The following is a 14,841-nucleotide window of genomic DNA, read 5'->3' on the forward strand; positions in this document are numbered from 1 at the left end:
TCGTCGCTTGCATGCGCAAGCTATTAACCGTGCTCAACGCCATGGTTCGCGACAACGCCTCGTGGCATCTGGAACATGCGACATCCGCTTGACTGCCAACACAGTTGCTCACCTCAATCCTCTCCCCCGTGCACAACTCGGTAAACGGGGGAGAGGAGGCTAAGCGCTCATGCTGCCCTACAATGCTCGGCTACCTTATCCAGGCGCCCACCCATGGCCCTCAACGCCACCATCTACAAAGCCGAGCTGCAAATCAGCGACATGGACCGGCACTACTACGCCACCCATGCGCTCACCCTCGCGCGCCACCCCTCGGAAACCGAAGAGCGCCTGATGGTGCGCCTGCTCGCCTTCGCCCTCCACGCTGACGACCGGCTGGAATTCGGCAAAGGCTTGAGCACCGACGACGAGCCCGACCTCTGGCGCAAGGCCTATACCGGCGAGATCGAGCAATGGATCGAGCTGGGTCAGCCGGACGAGGCGCGCATTCGCAAGGCATGTGGTCGCGCGCAACAGGTCGTGGTGATCAACTACGGCGGACGCACCGCCGACATCTGGTGGGACAAAACCGGTGCATCGCTGGCGCGCCATCGCAACCTCACCGTGCTCGATATTCCCGCCGCCACGGTCGAAGCGCTGCTTGAGCTGACTCAACGCGGCATGCGGCTGCAATGCCTGATCCAGGATGCGCAACTGCAGATGATGAGCGAGACCAACACGGTGTCGGTCGAACCCGTGCGTCGCATGAGCATGGCCAGCTGACGCCATGAACCCAACCGCGCCTACCGCATCCGCTCCCGGACTGCTCATCATCGGCGGCGGCCCCGCCGGACTGATGGCCGCCGAAGCCGCGCGTGAGGCCGGTGTCGCGGTGGATCTGTACGAAGGCAAGGGCTCGGTCGGGCGCAAATTCCTGCTCGCCGGCAAGGGCGGCATGAACCTCACGCACGGTGAAGCCAAAGCGGATTTCGTCCAGCGCTACGGCGCCCGTGCGAAGGAAGTCGGCGCGTGGCTCGACGATTTCGATGCCGACGCCCTACGTGCCTGGGCGCGTGGGCTAGGCGTGGAAACGTTTGTCGGCAGCTCGGGTCGCGTGTTCCCTAGCGACTTGAAAGCTGCGCCCTTGCTGCGCGGCTGGGTACACCGCCTGCGCGAGAGCGGTGTGCGCTTCCACGCGCATCATCGCTGGCTGGGCTGGCATGACGACGGCGCCCTGCGCTTTGCAACGCCAGACGGCGAGCGAGCGATACGCGCTGACGCCACGGTGCTGGCACTCGGCGGCGGCAGCTGGCCGCAGCTGGGTTCCGATGGCGCATGGCAGCCGTGGCTGGCAGCGCGCGGCGTGGATGTCGCGCCGTTGCAGCCGTCCAATTGCGGCTTCGACATCGGCTGGAGCGACTTCCTCGCCAGCCGCCATGCGGGTGCGCCGCTGAAACCCGTGGTGGCGCACTGGCGCGATGCCCACGGCCTGGGCCACCAGCGCCAGGGCGAATGTGTCATCACCGAAACCGGCATCGAAGGCAGCCTGATTTACGCGCTCTCCGCCACGCTGCGCGACGCCATCGCCAAACACGGTCAAACCACGTTGCAACTGGACCTGGCGCCTGATCGCACGCTGGAGCGTCTGGAGCGGGATCTCGCCAAACCGCGCGGCCACCGCTCGCTCAGCGAGCATTTGCGCCGGCAGGCTGGCCTTACCGGCGTCAAGGCGGCGCTGCTGCATGAAGTGCTCGACAAGACCCAACTCAGCGACATCGCGCTGCTCGCCCGCACCATCAAGCGCCTGCCCTTGCATCTCAAGCGGGCGCGACCGATCGAGGAAGCGATCAGCAGCGGCGGTGGCGTGCGACTGGAAGCGATGAACGAAGCGTTGATGCTCAACGCCCTGCCCGGCGTGTTCTGCGCCGGGGAAATGCTGGACTGGGAAGCACCAACCGGCGGCTATCTGCTCACCGCGTGCTATGCCAGCGGGAGAAAGGCGGGTTTGGGTGCGGCCAACTGGCTGAAGGAATTGCAGCGCTGAACCTTTAACCCCTCTCCCGAGTGGAGAGGGGCTAGGTCATCGGTCGCCCGGAGACCTTGAAGCGCTCTTACTTCAGGTTGCTCTTGCTAGCGTCGATGTCGGCCTGCACCTTGCCGATCATCTCCTTGGACGCTTCATCGAGCAGCGAGACGAACAGTTTGCTGTAGTCAGTCTGCGCGGATACCGGTGCCGACGGCTGCGAGTGAAGATCGCTGCGCGTCACGAAACCGCGCGCATTGGTGGTGCAGTGCATGGAGACATCCAGCGTCGCGATACTCGGCGCGTCGTCCGCATGCTTCACGCGCATATCGGTCTTCACATGCTCGCAAGCCACGGTGAGGTTGGACATGTAGGCCGACTGCAAGGCGCTGCGCAACTGAGCCTGCAGCACCTCCGACACCGGACGCGAAGGACTCAGGATCACCTTCTCATCGATGCCGCGCACCTGCAGGTCACCCTGCGTTGGCTCCACGCTGATCCACGGCGCCGACGCAGGCACCACCAACGGATCCAACGCCACCGTCTCACGCGTTTTCTGCCCTCCACAGGCACACAGCGACAGCGTAAGCGCCCCCATCATCAGCACTTGCTTGAACATGGCTCCCCCCATGGCAAAGCGCTGGACTCTACAGCCGGACCGATGACGGTTCAACGCTTGAGGGCCATGATTGTGTGTCTTGTCGCAAGATCGGCCTGCGAGAGGGCCCGATTCAAACTCGGCCTCCCATAACATCCCCCTGATAAGCTGCCGCCCACCCTTCACCCGTCAACACCCATGCGCTCCCTCAAGCCCCTGATCCTGCTCGCCATCCTTGTCGCCGCGGCGATCTTCTGGAGCCGGCACCCCACCCCGCCGCCAGGCGCGATGCGCGCGGCGGCCACCAGCCAGGCCACGCCAGCAGGTGCCAGCCAGACGCCGGCGACACTGCCCTCCTTTCTGCCGCCCGAGGCACGCGACACCGTGGCGCGCATCGTCCGCGGCGGTCCGTTCGAACACCGCCAGGACGGCACCGTCTTCGGCAACCGCGAAGGCCGCCTGCCGTCACAGCCCAACGGCTATTACCACGAGTACACGGTGGAAACGCCTGGACTGGACTATCGCGGTGCGCGACGCATCATCACGGGCGGTAACCCTCCGGTGATCTACTACTACACCGACGACCACTACCGCTCCTTCCACAGCTTCCAGGTCAACCGATGAGCGACCAAGACAACGATACCGAGATCGACCTGACCGACCCCGCCCGCGGCGGCGTGTTTTTTGTCGTCGAGGACGACCTGGAGCCCTTGGCCTCACAGGCCACTGGCCAGGCGCTGTTCGTCGGCCGCACCAGCCTCAAGGACTGCCGCGGCAAGGACGACTTGCTCCGTCGCCTGGCCGACTCGTGGCAGCTGCCCGCCACATTCGGCCACAACTGGGATGCGCTGGCGGACTGTGTGTGCGACTTCGACTGGCTGAAGGCGCCGGGTTATCTGCTGCTGTTCGAGCACGCCGAGGATCTACGCAACGCGAACGAGGAAGACTTCGATACGCTGCTGGATATCCTCGACGAGGCGGCCGAAGGCTGGCTGGACGACAACGTGCCTTTCTTCGCCTTCTTTGCACTCCCCGAACATGCCTTCAACGATCCGGCCTTCAACGACCCGGATAACTGACTCGGATAACTGAGAAACCGCTACATGCACGAACTAGATTTCGAACTCGATCCCGACCGCGACCACGTCGAACTCAACCACCTGCTCAAGCTGGTCGGCCTGTGCGATAGCGGCGGCGCCGGCAAGGCGATCGTGGCCAGCGGCATGGTGTACGTCGATGGCGCGCAGGAGCTGCGCAAGACCTGCAAGATCCACGCAGGCCAGGTGGTGCAATTGGAAGACATCACCATCCATGTGCACGCCGCGGGGTAAGTATCCTCCGGCAAAGCCCTGTCTCTTGTGCACATCTCAACGTGAGCGCGAACATGTTTGAACTCCCTCTCACCGCCGGGGACCTGATTAGCGCCGACTCTCAGCTGGTGCGGTTTTGCCCCTCCCCTTGCTTGCAGGGGGAGGCTGGGAGGGGGTGAACCCTTGCGAAAACCTCTCCCGAAACGCTTTCTCAAGTACTTACCCCTCCCCAGCCCTCCCCTGCAAGCAAGGGAGGGAGCTAACAGCACGCGTAGCTGTGAGTCGACGTTAATCAGGCGCCGTGGAAAGGGTTGGGGTGAGCAGCGATCCCACATCTCATGAAGATCCGCTGGCGAGCATTACGCCAACGCAATCACAAGTCTCGATCCTTTGTTACATGCCAAGCAAAACATCCGGCGAGCTTTTCCGGAATGCCCGGGGCCTTCCTGCTGATCCATAACTTAAGATCTAGCTCCTCATCCTGCATGGCGGCACCACCCCACTTGGTGACGTAGTGAGAAGTCAGAGGGTCGCGTGCATAAAATAGAAAGGCTTCATCAGACTCGTGTGTATCAACATAGATGACATTCCAAGCACCCAGCTTGAATGACTGCAACACATCGACTTTTGCGAAACCCAATTGTTTGGCAATGGTAGGTGCCCAGGCCTGCTTTTGCGCATAAGTGAGTTCACGACTTACGCCATCGCAAGGCGATGGCGCAGCGCACGCTGAAAATGCCGCCAGCATCAATGCCGAAGAAAGTACGCTGCGCATGACCATGTTCCAAAACAAAAGATGACGGGCCGTTGTATCGGCATTAAATCGGGGTACCGATAATGATGGAAGCTTTTTACTCCGGCATTGGCAGCGCATCCAGACGCTGATCCAGCAGCGGATGGTCCGGAACGCGAATCAGGAACTCCCGCCCCAGCACCTCACGTATCTCGGCGGCATCGCGCAGCGTACGCCGCACCGATTCGCCGCCGAGGTGATGCACCACGAAATCGCGATTGCGCAAGGCGAGCCTTCGACCCGGGACACTGCGCGCCACCACCAGGCTGTGCAGGAAGTGCGACTCGGGATAGGTCGAGCTGTAGTGGTTCGCCACCACGTAGTCGATCGGATAGCGCGGCTGCAGGTCGAAGCGGTACAGCGTGGACCAGGTGTCGCGAACCAGGCTCTGCATGCGCCATACGCCGTCGGCGTGGATCAACCGATACGGCTCATGCGCGCTCGGCTGCACCGTATCCGCCTCCAGCTTCAGCGCGCCGGTCAGCGTCTGGCCGCCAAACCCCACATCGACCAGCCAGCTCGCGCCTTCCAGCTCGATGCGCAGCAGCATATGGCTCTGCGCGGTGATGGCATCCTCTTCGCGTCCCCACAGCACACGCGCTATCAGGCCGACAACTTCGAAGCCGATGGCGCTCAAGACGCCACGAAGCAACGCGTTCTGCTCGAAGCAGTAGCCGCCGCGTCCGGACTGCACCAGCTTCTTCTCGATCAGCGCCGGTTCCAGCACCACGGGCACGCCCAGCAGCGGATCCAGATTCTCGAACGGGATTGCAGCGACATGTGCGGCCACCAGCGCCCGCAGCGTCGAGAGATCCGGCTTCACCGGGGCGTCGTAGCCGATCCGGTGCAGGTAAGCCGCAAGGTCGAAAGTGTGGGACATGAAGGAAACGTCGGCAGCCATGAAAGGCCGGCACGATAACATCGTGCCGCACATGGAGCCCCTGCCCGAAGTAACCATCAGGCTCCATCCAACGAATCAGTCATCGTAACTACCGCTACGCGCCATGCCGACGGAGAACCCTGCCATGACCACCATCCGCCATCGTCCCCTCCGCGCCCTCATGGGCATGCTCACGCTGGCCGGTGTCAGCGCCTGCGGTTTGTCGGCGGCGAGCGCCGCCGTCGCTCTGCCGCCACCCGCGTTGGATGCCGCCAACGCGGCGAGCCATGGTGAGCAGACCGCCGTGTTGGCCGGCGGCTGCTTCTGGGGGGTGGAGTCCGTCTTCGAGCATGTGAAAGGCGTGAAGAAAGTCTGGGCCGGCTATGCCGGCGGCAACGGCGACACCGCGCATTACGAGTTGGTCGGCACCGGCAACACCGGCCACGCGGAGTCGGTGAAGATCGTCTACGACCCCGCGCAGGTCAGCTATGGCCAGTTGCTGCGTGTGTTCTTCTCGGTGGCCACCGATCCGACCGAGCTCAATCGGCAAGGCCCGGATGTCGGCACGCAATATCGCTCGGCCATTTTCTACAACAACGACGAACAGAAACGCATCGCCACCGCGTATATCGACCAGCTCACCAAGGCCAAGGCGTTCACCGATCCCATCGTCACCCAGATCGCCCCACTGAAAGCCTTCTATACCGCCGAGGCCTATCACCAGAACTACGCACGGCTGCATCCCAACGAGCCCTACATCATCTTCAACGATGCACCGAAGGTCACAAACCTGAAGCGACTGTTCCCCACCATGTACAAGCCGGAGGAAACCGTGGTGGATGTGCAGTTGCATTGAGTAAGAGCCCCCTCTCCCGACGGCTCGATTCGCGTCGAGTCTCAGCCGACGCGATGCTCCCGCTGCCTGCCGCTGTCTCTTGTGCACATCTCGCGTCGGCAGGGAGTCGCTCTTTCGGCCCGGCAGGACATGGCGAACTTCCGATGAGCGAGGTGTTGCTTTTGCTCTTGGGGGTCCCCTGTGCAGCGGTGAGGGCTGGACGATCAGGCCCCGAAGGGGGCGCAGGCATGGATGCCTGCGCCTTTTCGACACGACAGGGACGTCGTGTCGAAAAGCCCGGCCAGACCTCACGGACCCGCAGGCGAAGCCGGAGGGCGCGAAACCGGGGTGGCCTCTCTTTTGGTTACTTTTCTCTGGCCAAACAGAGAAAAGTGACTCGGACCGCGGCAGCGGTTCGAAAGCCCGCCGCAGGCGAGCCAGAACACGCAGACACGACAATCGAGCGATAAGTCACTGGGTCCCGGCCTACGCCGGGACGACGAAGTAGAAGCGGTGTCGCGAGCCCCCCCTCACCCCAACCCTCTCTCCCCGTGCACAAATCGGTGAACGGGGGAGAGGAAGCAGAAATATGCTCATGCACCCGTTGAGTTATACACAAGAGGCAACTGCGAGCAGGGGGAGGAGAAAATAACGCCAGCCGAGATTCGATACCAATCAGGTCCCGTCGAGAGGGGCTCAATCCTCGCCATCGCGGAAGGGCGACCTGGAAACATTTTGAATAGGCTCAAAGCGCGACCCGGTGTGCTCGGGGGGCACCAATCGCAGCCGCGAGACCGCGTGCCGGGGGTTGGATTGCTGCACCATGCGCGCAATCTCTTCCGCCGGCTGCGGCCGGGCATAGAAGAATCCCTGCCCCTCGGCGCAACCGGCGCGCAGCAGGAAATCGTGCTGCTCCTGCGTTTCGATGCCCTCGGCGATGGGGCGCAGGCTGAGGCTTCGCGCAATAGCCAGCATGGCTTCGGTGATCGCCACGTTGTTGGTATCTTCCGGCAGACCGTTGATGAAGGAGCGGTCGATCTTGAGAACGGCAACGGCCGACAGCTTGAGATAGGCCAGCGAGGAATAGCCCGTTCCAAAATCGTCGATCGCTACACCCACCCCCAGCGCATGCAAGGCGTGCATGGCGCGGTCGGTCTGCTCGCCCAGGCGAAGAATGGCGCTCTCGGTGATCTCGATGAGCAGGCGCGAGCCCGGCAAACCCTGGGCATCCATCGCGGCGCCCAGCGTGCCGATGAAGGAGCGATGCCCGAAGGTGCTGGCCGAGACATTGATAGCCATGCGCAAAGGCGGCACGCGCGCATCGTCCCATCGCCGCAGCTGCGCGCAGGCCTCGCCTATGACCCATTCGTCGATCTGGCGGATCAGCCCCAGGCTTTCGGCCATCGGAATGAACTCATCGGGCAGCAGCATGCCGCGTTCGGGATGACGCCAGCGCAACAGCGCCTCCACGGCGACAATACGCCCGCTGCGCAGGTCGACATTCGGCTGGTAGTACAGATGGAATTCGTCTCTGGACAGCGCCTGTCGCAGATCCACGCCCAGCATCAAGCGGCGGCGCGCGTCGGCGTGCATCAGCGGCGTGTAGAAGCGGTAGGCGTTGCGCTCTTCGGTCTTGGCCACGTACATCGCGGCATCGGCATTGGTGATCAGCGTGATGGGATCCCCACCGTCCAGCGGAAAGCCGGCAATGCCGATGCTGGCGCTGAGCACGATTTCGTAATCGGCCGCCATCATCGGCTCGGACAGACGGGCCAGCATGCGATTGACCATGCCGCGCGCGTCCTCGCGTGTGGCCAGCTTGCCCAGCAACACGGTGAATTCATCGCCTCCGATGCGGCCGGCGATGTCATGCTTGCCCAGCATGCGCTCAATGCGTTCGGCCACCTGCACCAACAGGCTGTCGCCGACCGCGTGGCTGTAGCTGTCATTGACCACCTTGAACGCATCCAGATCGACAAACAGCACCGCCACCGCACTCCGCTCATGCGTTGCGGACAGAATGGCCTGCTCGCACCGGCGCTCGAACTCGGCGCGATTGACCAAGCCAGTCAACGGGTCGTGCGTGGCCAGGTGCTCCAGTCGCTGGCGGTCGGCCTTGGTGGCGGTAATGTCGGTGAATACCGCCACGTAGTGCTGCACCGAGCCGTACGTATCGCGAATGGCGCTGATGCTCAATAGCTCGGGATAACTGCTGCCGTCGCTTCGAAGGCTCGATACCTCACCCTTCCAATTGCCACCGTTGGCAACGGTCTCCCATACCGACTCTGGCAGCGGCGAGCCATCGGGCAACCGGCGCGTTTCGTCGAAACGGCAGTCACGCCGCGTCGGCAACTCGTAGCCGGTAATCCGGGTATAGGCCGCATTGACCGTCGTGACCCGACGTTCGGCATCGGCGATGATCACGGCTTCGGCAATGCCGGCGAGTGCCTTGGAAGCGATGCGACGCTCATGCTCCATCTCCACCCGCTCGGAAATGTCGCTGATGATCGCCTGGCGCACGGAGCGCTCGCCCCACATGGCCAGCGCGCTTTGCATCTCGACCGGACGGGTATCGCCGTTGGCATCGCGCAGCAGACTCATGCTGCCTTCTTGCGGGAAGCCGACGCTGGCGAACAGTTGGGAAAAAGGCTCGCCGACCAGTTCATGGGTCTTGCGCCCGGTCCAGCTCGTGGTCATGCGATTGGCATCGAGGATGTGGCCGGTGCCCTCATCGACCATCACGATGGCCGACGCCGCGCTATCGAACAGCAGTCGATAGCGTTCTTCCGTGCCACGTATGCCGGCCAGCGTGCGTCGCGCCATGCTGAACCAGATGAGCGAAGCGAGCGCCGTAACCAGCAGCATGCACGCGAACAGCACCTGCCCCAGCCAGGTCGCGCCTTTGGCGATATATACCGAGAAGCGGTTGCTGCGCGGCTCGATGAACTGATTCAGCACATGGATGCGCTCGCGCTGTCGCACCAGCTCCTGGTTGGACAAGCCGCCATGCGCGTACTGGTATTCGAGTTCGTTGGCGATGGTGTCGAGTTCGGCGATCTGGTCGTCTACCGAATGCCACGCCTCCATCGCCTCACGCATGTTGGGCGCACCGGCAAAGTACTGCAGCATGAACACCATGCCCGGAATCGCCGAGGGAATCACGCCACCGCGACGGAATGCCTGGAACACCTGCTCCTTGTCGTAGTGACCGCCGGCAATGGCGTCACGCGCCCAGCGGTCCGACTGCACCACCGCGTAGTTTCTCTTGAAACTAGCCAGATCGGCTGGATCGCCTTTGACGGCATAGTTTTCGACATCGATCACGGCCTGCTTCTGGGCCTTGGACCAAAGACTCTCGCCGTTGAGAAAACCGGCGAGAGTCACCTGGATCTGCAAAGCGCCCCAGGTCAGGCCGAGAATGAGCCCGATCATGGCCGCCAACCCATAGGCCAGCGGCATCAACCGCTGCAGCAAGGGGCTTCGCAAGCCAGTACGAGCGCTACGCATCGCGTCCTGTATCCTCTCTCTGACGTCCGCTGCCTGTCGATGCGTATCGCCCGGCGATCACGCTATTCAGGCTGCGGCTTCACTCACCGCCCACGGCTCCTGCCGCACATCCATACAACGATCCAACGTGATCCGCATGCTGACGTAGCTACGTCGTACGCATTCTTCCAGATACGCTACCTCAGCGGGCATCGGCGCCGTGCCCATGAGCGTACACACTATCTCCAGCGCCTCCCAGGGATGGGTATCGTCGTACGCGGCATGCAGCTGCAACCAGCGTAAGCTGTGGGCCCGTATGTCTGTTGTGAAGCTCTCCGCATACGCGGTGCTCTCATAGATCTTTTGCGACCATTCGCCCGTGGCTCCCTCCACCGCATAGTTGGTAGCGATGACACCTGCTGCCAGCGCGGCTTTGCTGCTGACCTGCTCGCACCAGTCGGCCAGTGTTTCCGTGCCATGGGGCGCCTTCCCATGCAGTACCTCGTCCCGGGAAACGCCTGCGCCTTCTGCCCAGTTGAGCCAATACTCGGCATGATTCTGCTCCACGCGGATATTCCGGACCAGCCAGCGCCGGGCCATGCTCTCGCCCGGGCTCCTGCCGTACTTTGTCTTAAGCAGGTTTAGTGCCATGTAGGCCGGAAACCGCTCAATAACCGGCCAGACGCCCACCATGAAATCACGTGTGGAGATGGCGTCAAGACGGGCTTCCCCCATCACCGTCCACAACTCGTGGTCCACCACTCCCCGTTTCGCTGCTTCGCAGGCAGCGATCATGTCTTGCGCCCAGATGGGGTAGCTGCTCAGCTCGGTCAGCGCGCCGGTGCGTTCGAATTGAGTTTTCATACTGCTCTCCAGTGTTGGCTCTTCTGATCTTCACCGGCACGTGGCCGGCGCCCGGTGTCAGAGCGACACCGGTGCCGCATAGTCTTCGCTGCTGGTGCGCTGGCGAACACTGAGCTTTCGGGCAGGTCGCAACTCGCGGGGGACAGGCGCATCATTCCGAGGCCGTGGCGCACTGGCCGCTATCGGACGACTTCTTTTATTTTTCGGAGGATCTGTATGAGCTACATCGATGGATTCGTTGTACCGGTTCCAAAGAAAAACCTGGCCGCTTACCGCCGCCTTGCCCGCAAAATGGGAAACGTCTGGCGCGAGCATGGCGCGCTGGAATACATCGAGTGCGTTGCCGACGACGTAAAGCCGGGCAAGCAGACCTCATTCCCGCAAGCCGTGAAGCTCAAACCGAACGAGGTGGTGGTGTTTTCCTGGATCGTGTACAAGTCGCGCGCCCAGCGCGATCGCATCAACAAGAAAGTGATGGCCGACCCTCGCGTGGCCGGAATGAGCGCGAAGACGCTTCCGTTCGACGGCATGCGCATGTTCTGGGGTGGGTTCAAACCTATCGTGCAGCTGTAACCTTCACGTGTCCGGCCTTGTCAGCGCCGCTTGTGCGAACGATGCGAAAACGATGAAGTGTTTGTGCCGGGTTGCGCGCAACCCGGCACAAACAACAAGCGCACATACGGCCTTGGAAGTCTTGATCGTAAACGCGCTAGACGGCATGCCGTACCGGCAGGCACAGCTCGCAGTTGAATACGCCGGTGTCCTTGTCCATTTTGAAATCCTTGCCGTAAAGCTCCATGGCACAACGCGCCTCATCGCTGGTGTCGATGACGTAGCCACTGGCCGGAAGCCAGTCGGATACAAAACGCCCCCAAGCGCCGGCAATCTCAGCTGCGGTACCCGCGAATGACGCACAAGCGTACTTACCGCCCTTCAGCGCCGTCACGCCGATTTCACCTTGCGGCTTGAAGTCGGTCCCGACCTCAATGCAGGCGTCGTAGCGCAACTTGTCGGCTGGCGTCATGCCGGGATTGTCCAGGCACACGCCGTACATCAGACGAGGCGGCGGGATAAGCCCCTGCTCCCGGCACCAGCCACCGAAGCGCTGCCACATCTGCGAGATGCTGGCGCTTCCGTAGGGCCCCACATGACGCATATAGGCGACGCGGGCGTCTGAAAATTTCTTGATCTCGACATTCATGGGCGTATCTCCAGTGGCGGGAACATGGCCGTGCGGCCACATGCCCGCATCCTTACGGATCGCGTCCAAAACGACTTGATGCTTCTTGCTTTCGGCTTGATGAATCTTGCTGAGCGCCTCTCGATGCACAACGCTCCAGGCCAGATAGCCGCCACCGCGCCATACCGTGGGCGTCATCCCGAAATAGCTGCGGAACGCGCGCGTAAATACCTCGGGCGAGGCGAAACCGACATCCATCGCGATCCTCGACGCGGTGACGTCCGGCATGGCGACCAAGCGCGTCGCCGCCACTTCCGCCCGCCGCCGACGCACCCGCTCGGCCAATGTCTCGCCCGCCATCGCCTTGAAGATGCGATGGAAGTGATACGGCGAGAAATGCGCCACCTTCGCCAACGCGTCGAGGTCGAGCGACTCCGCCAGATGCGCGTCGATGTAGTCGAACACTCGATGGATGCGGGCGAGATAAGCGCTATAGGTATGCATGGGTAAAAAGCATATCTCACTCGCATAAGCGAGCTTGATCATCCCGCCGGCACCTCGATCCTTGGGGATGCTCTGATCTATTCAACGCAGGCGTCACCACAATCCGGTAAGTACCTGTATCAGTCCCCAAAACGAGACGCCCCAGATCAGCGTGCGCAGATAGGGAATACCCGCGAGATAAACGGGTAAATAGGCAACGCGTGCCCAGACATAGATCTCGGCGCCAAGTGCCGTGCTCGCCGTGTTTCGTTGCGCGATGACCACTGCCAGCACTGCGACGGCGAAGAACGCAAACGTTTCCAGAAAATTGCGACTCGCCCGATCAGCCCGAGCGGCAATGCCCGTCAACGGCTTGGGCTCGCCGTCGCGATTGCCGGCATTCCATTTGATTCCGCGCTGCTGCGTGGACAGCGCGGCGGCAATCAACACGTAGACCAAACCAAGAACGACAGACCACCCCAACATCTTCAGCTCGATCGCCATGACGCCCTCCCGTGGTGGATGTGGCCGAATCATGCACCGTTATTCGCAAGCCGGTGTGGTCTATCGGTCAACGTCCCGGCCAGCCCCAGTGAATGCGATGAAAGCGACTCGCAGCGCCCCAGCGCTTCGGCGAAAATGCCTCGCCCCGGTCCAACCGGCATGTTGCCCCTATTCCCCGGAATGCTTATGTCGCTCAAACACCACTTTGAATGGATGGCCATCTACAACCAGTGGATGAACGCCAAGCTCTATGAGGCATCATCCCGGCTGGACGCGGAAACCCTGCATGCGGACAAAGGCGCCTTCTTCGGCTCGGTGTTCGGCACACTCCATCACCTGCTTCGGGCCGACACCATCGGGCTGAAACACTTTGCCAACCACCCCGCGGCGTTCCGCGCACTGGAACCCATACGAAGCATGCCGCACCCCTATGCGCAGGCAGAGCTGCTGCATGCTGAGTTCGACACGCTGCGCGCCGCCCGGCTCGCATTGGACGACATCATCATCAGCCTTTCCCTGGAAGCCACAGACGCCACCTATCAGCAACCGCTGACTTATACGAATCGATCAGGCCGGGTCTTCACCAAGGCACTCGGGCCGCTGATGCAGCACTTCTTCAATCACCAGACCCATCACCGGGGACAAGCCACCACCCTGCTCAGTCAGGCGGGCATCGATGTGGGAGTGACTGATCTGCTGGCGTTGGTACCTGACGAGTAGGTTGGAGTTGTCGCGCCTACGGCAGCGGAGCCAAGCCCTCAGCGCCCTGGCGCCCATCGAAAATCTCCACTCTGCAGCTTTCCTAGATCGCTCGGCCAAGGATTGCCGCCAGCACTGGTGTTGGACCAGGAACTGATGAAGTGCCCGCCCTTGTCGAAACTAAGCATGGTGGCGACGATCTTGTCGACACGCCTGGGAATCGCAGTGCCTGTGATAGGCATGGCATCTGCCGCCGAATCCTGTACTTTGGATAGATATTCAAGCTGTTCGGTGCCATCGGGCATTTGCGCTGACTGGAACGGTTTTCCCAAGACCGCCTCGGCCTCGGCCATTGTGGTCGCCCCGGGCTTGAATGAGGCAATCGCGTTCTGATCAATCTTGCTGTATCTCGTGTTCGTGGTCGCACACCCTGCGAGTACCAGCACCACCACCGCGGTTGCAAAAAGCCTGACCATTGCACACCTCCTGTTGTGTCTCGATATCGAACAACGAACACACACTCAGATCCTGATGTACCCCTCGTTTTGAGCCGTCATTCCGGCGCGGGCCGGAGGCGCTTCACAACAGCGAAGCTGGTCATCCAGTAAAAGTGCCGTGCGAAGCACTCAAAACCGTTTTTGCAAAAAACACGAGGTGACTTAGCGCCACCGTTCAAGCGATCAATGCGCAGGCACGGACGTGGGTGTCCATTGCACATCACTGCTCTGCAGTCCCCTCAGATCGCTAGGCCATTCCTTTTCGTCCGGATGTTTCGTGCCGGACCACCAGCGAATGAAATGACCGCTCTTGTCGAAGGTCAGCATCGTGAAAGTGATTTTGTCTGCATGCTTGGGAATCGTCGAACCTGTCGTGGGCGTATCGTCCACCGTCAGGTCCCGTTCCTTGGTCACATATTGCAGCAGCTCCATGCCATTGGGCATGTGGGCCGTTTGAAATGGCTGTCCCAATGCAGCCTCTGCCTGGGCCCTGGTGGTTTCGCCGGGCTTGAACGAGGTAATCGCGTTCGTATCGATCTTGCTGTAGCTCTTGTCCGTCGTCGCGCACCCGGCAAGAACACATACCACCATGGCTGTTGCAAAAAGCCTGACCATCGCACACCTCCTGTAGCGCCCCTAGAGAACAACAGACACGTGCCCTGGCAATAATCCGGAAAATAAATCGTGCTGAATACATGACTTTAGTCATG

At 61.7% G+C, this 14,841-nt stretch carries 17 protein-coding genes; 8 read left to right on the top strand and 9 right to left on the bottom strand.

The window, feature by feature from the left end; all coding sequences use genetic code 11:
• Positions 1-213 precede the first annotated feature (213 nt).
• Positions 214-762, top strand: coding sequence for a YaeQ family protein (locus OUZ45_RS05345; protein WP_266168902.1), 549 nt, complete (start codon positions 214-216; stop codon positions 760-762).
• A 4-nt stretch (positions 763-766) separates the two neighbouring features.
• Positions 767-2,023: a TIGR03862 family flavoprotein gene (locus tag OUZ45_RS05350; protein ID WP_266168903.1), complete on the top strand. Its 1,257-nt coding sequence runs from the start codon at positions 767-769 to the stop codon at positions 2,021-2,023.
• Between the two features lie 67 nt (positions 2,024-2,090).
• Here OUZ45_RS05350 and OUZ45_RS05355 read toward each other — a convergent pair whose 3' ends face one another.
• On the bottom strand, positions 2,091-2,621 hold the full coding sequence (locus OUZ45_RS05355) for a hypothetical protein (RefSeq protein ID WP_266168904.1): 531 nt from the start codon (positions 2,619-2,621) through the stop codon (positions 2,091-2,093).
• A 177-nt stretch (positions 2,622-2,798) separates the two neighbouring features.
• Here OUZ45_RS05355 and OUZ45_RS05360 point away from each other — a divergent pair, with 177 nt between their 5' ends.
• The 3 genes from OUZ45_RS05360 to OUZ45_RS05370 are packed head-to-tail and all read left to right on the top strand — an operon-like array spanning position 2,799 to position 3,931.
• Positions 2,799-3,224: a guanyl-specific ribonuclease gene (locus tag OUZ45_RS05360; protein ID WP_266168905.1), complete on the top strand. Its 426-nt coding sequence runs from the start codon at positions 2,799-2,801 to the stop codon at positions 3,222-3,224.
• On the top strand, positions 3,221-3,679 hold the full coding sequence (locus OUZ45_RS05365; RefSeq protein WP_266168906.1) for a barstar family protein: 459 nt from the start codon (positions 3,221-3,223) through the stop codon (positions 3,677-3,679). Before OUZ45_RS05360 ends, OUZ45_RS05365 begins: the two co-directional genes overlap by 4 nt.
• Before the next feature lie 24 nt (positions 3,680-3,703).
• Positions 3,704-3,931, top strand: coding sequence for an RNA-binding S4 domain-containing protein (locus OUZ45_RS05370; protein WP_266168907.1), 228 nt, complete (start codon positions 3,704-3,706; stop codon positions 3,929-3,931).
• 352 nt (positions 3,932-4,283) lie between these two features.
• Here OUZ45_RS05370 and OUZ45_RS05375 read toward each other — a convergent pair whose 3' ends face one another.
• Both OUZ45_RS05375 and OUZ45_RS05380 read right to left on the bottom strand, forming a co-directional pair.
• Complete coding sequence (locus OUZ45_RS05375) at positions 4,284-4,685, bottom strand: hypothetical protein (RefSeq protein ID WP_266168908.1); 402 nt, start codon at positions 4,683-4,685, stop codon at positions 4,284-4,286.
• Positions 4,686-4,761: 76 nt separating this feature from the next.
• Positions 4,762-5,583, bottom strand: coding sequence for an arylamine N-acetyltransferase family protein (locus OUZ45_RS05380; protein ID WP_266168909.1), 822 nt, complete (start codon positions 5,581-5,583; stop codon positions 4,762-4,764).
• Positions 5,584-5,728: 145 nt separating this feature from the next.
• On the opposite strand from OUZ45_RS05380, the gene msrA reads away from it, so the two are divergent.
• Complete coding sequence (gene msrA, locus OUZ45_RS05385) at positions 5,729-6,439, top strand: peptide-methionine (S)-S-oxide reductase MsrA (RefSeq protein WP_266168910.1); 711 nt, start codon at positions 5,729-5,731, stop codon at positions 6,437-6,439.
• Positions 6,440-7,114: 675 nt separating this feature from the next.
• On the opposite strand, the gene OUZ45_RS05390 is transcribed toward msrA, so the two are convergent.
• The gene (locus OUZ45_RS05390; RefSeq protein ID WP_266168911.1) at positions 7,115-9,925 is read right to left on the bottom strand and encodes a putative bifunctional diguanylate cyclase/phosphodiesterase; all 2,811 of its coding nucleotides are present in this window, start codon (positions 9,923-9,925) and stop codon (positions 7,115-7,117) included.
• 66 nt (positions 9,926-9,991) lie between these two features.
• Positions 9,992-10,768 carry an iron-containing redox enzyme family protein gene (locus tag OUZ45_RS05395; protein ID WP_266168912.1) on the bottom strand — a complete coding sequence of 259 codons (777 nt, stop codon included), beginning with the start codon at positions 10,766-10,768 and terminating at the stop codon, positions 9,992-9,994.
• 216 nt (positions 10,769-10,984) lie between these two features.
• Here OUZ45_RS05395 and OUZ45_RS05400 point away from each other — a divergent pair, with 216 nt between their 5' ends.
• Positions 10,985-11,341 carry a DUF1428 domain-containing protein gene (locus OUZ45_RS05400; protein WP_266168913.1) on the top strand — a complete coding sequence of 119 codons (357 nt, stop codon included), beginning with the start codon at positions 10,985-10,987 and terminating at the stop codon, positions 11,339-11,341.
• 136 nt (positions 11,342-11,477) lie between these two features.
• On the opposite strand, the gene OUZ45_RS05405 is transcribed toward OUZ45_RS05400, so the two are convergent.
• Together OUZ45_RS05405 and OUZ45_RS05410 are read right to left on the bottom strand one after the other, a co-directional pair.
• The gene (locus OUZ45_RS05405; protein ID WP_266168914.1) at positions 11,478-12,452 is read right to left on the bottom strand and encodes an AraC family transcriptional regulator; all 975 of its coding nucleotides are present in this window, start codon (positions 12,450-12,452) and stop codon (positions 11,478-11,480) included.
• Positions 12,453-12,545: 93 nt separating this feature from the next.
• Positions 12,546-12,935 carry an MAPEG family protein gene (locus OUZ45_RS05410; protein ID WP_266168915.1) on the bottom strand — a complete coding sequence of 130 codons (390 nt, stop codon included), beginning with the start codon at positions 12,933-12,935 and terminating at the stop codon, positions 12,546-12,548.
• A gap of 186 nt (positions 12,936-13,121) precedes the next feature.
• Between OUZ45_RS05410 and OUZ45_RS05415 the strand changes: the two genes are divergently transcribed.
• A complete protein-coding gene (locus OUZ45_RS05415) occupies positions 13,122-13,655 on the top strand; it encodes a DinB family protein (RefSeq protein WP_266168916.1) in 534 nt (177 codons plus the stop codon).
• A gap of 38 nt (positions 13,656-13,693) precedes the next feature.
• Here the strand turns inward: OUZ45_RS05415 and OUZ45_RS05420 are convergent, their stop codons facing one another.
• Both OUZ45_RS05420 and OUZ45_RS05425 read right to left on the bottom strand, forming a co-directional pair.
• The gene (locus OUZ45_RS05420) at positions 13,694-14,110 is read right to left on the bottom strand and encodes a hypothetical protein (protein WP_266168917.1); all 417 of its coding nucleotides are present in this window, start codon (positions 14,108-14,110) and stop codon (positions 13,694-13,696) included.
• A 204-nt stretch (positions 14,111-14,314) separates the two neighbouring features.
• Entirely contained in the window at positions 14,315-14,746 is a 432-nt protein-coding gene (locus OUZ45_RS05425; protein WP_266168918.1) for a hypothetical protein, read from the bottom strand.
• Positions 14,747-14,841: the final 95 nt, after the last annotated feature.

Origin of the sequence: Dyella subtropica, assembly GCF_026283965.1 — a bacterium.
Lineage (GTDB): Bacteria > Pseudomonadota > Gammaproteobacteria > Xanthomonadales > Rhodanobacteraceae > Dyella_D > Dyella_D subtropica.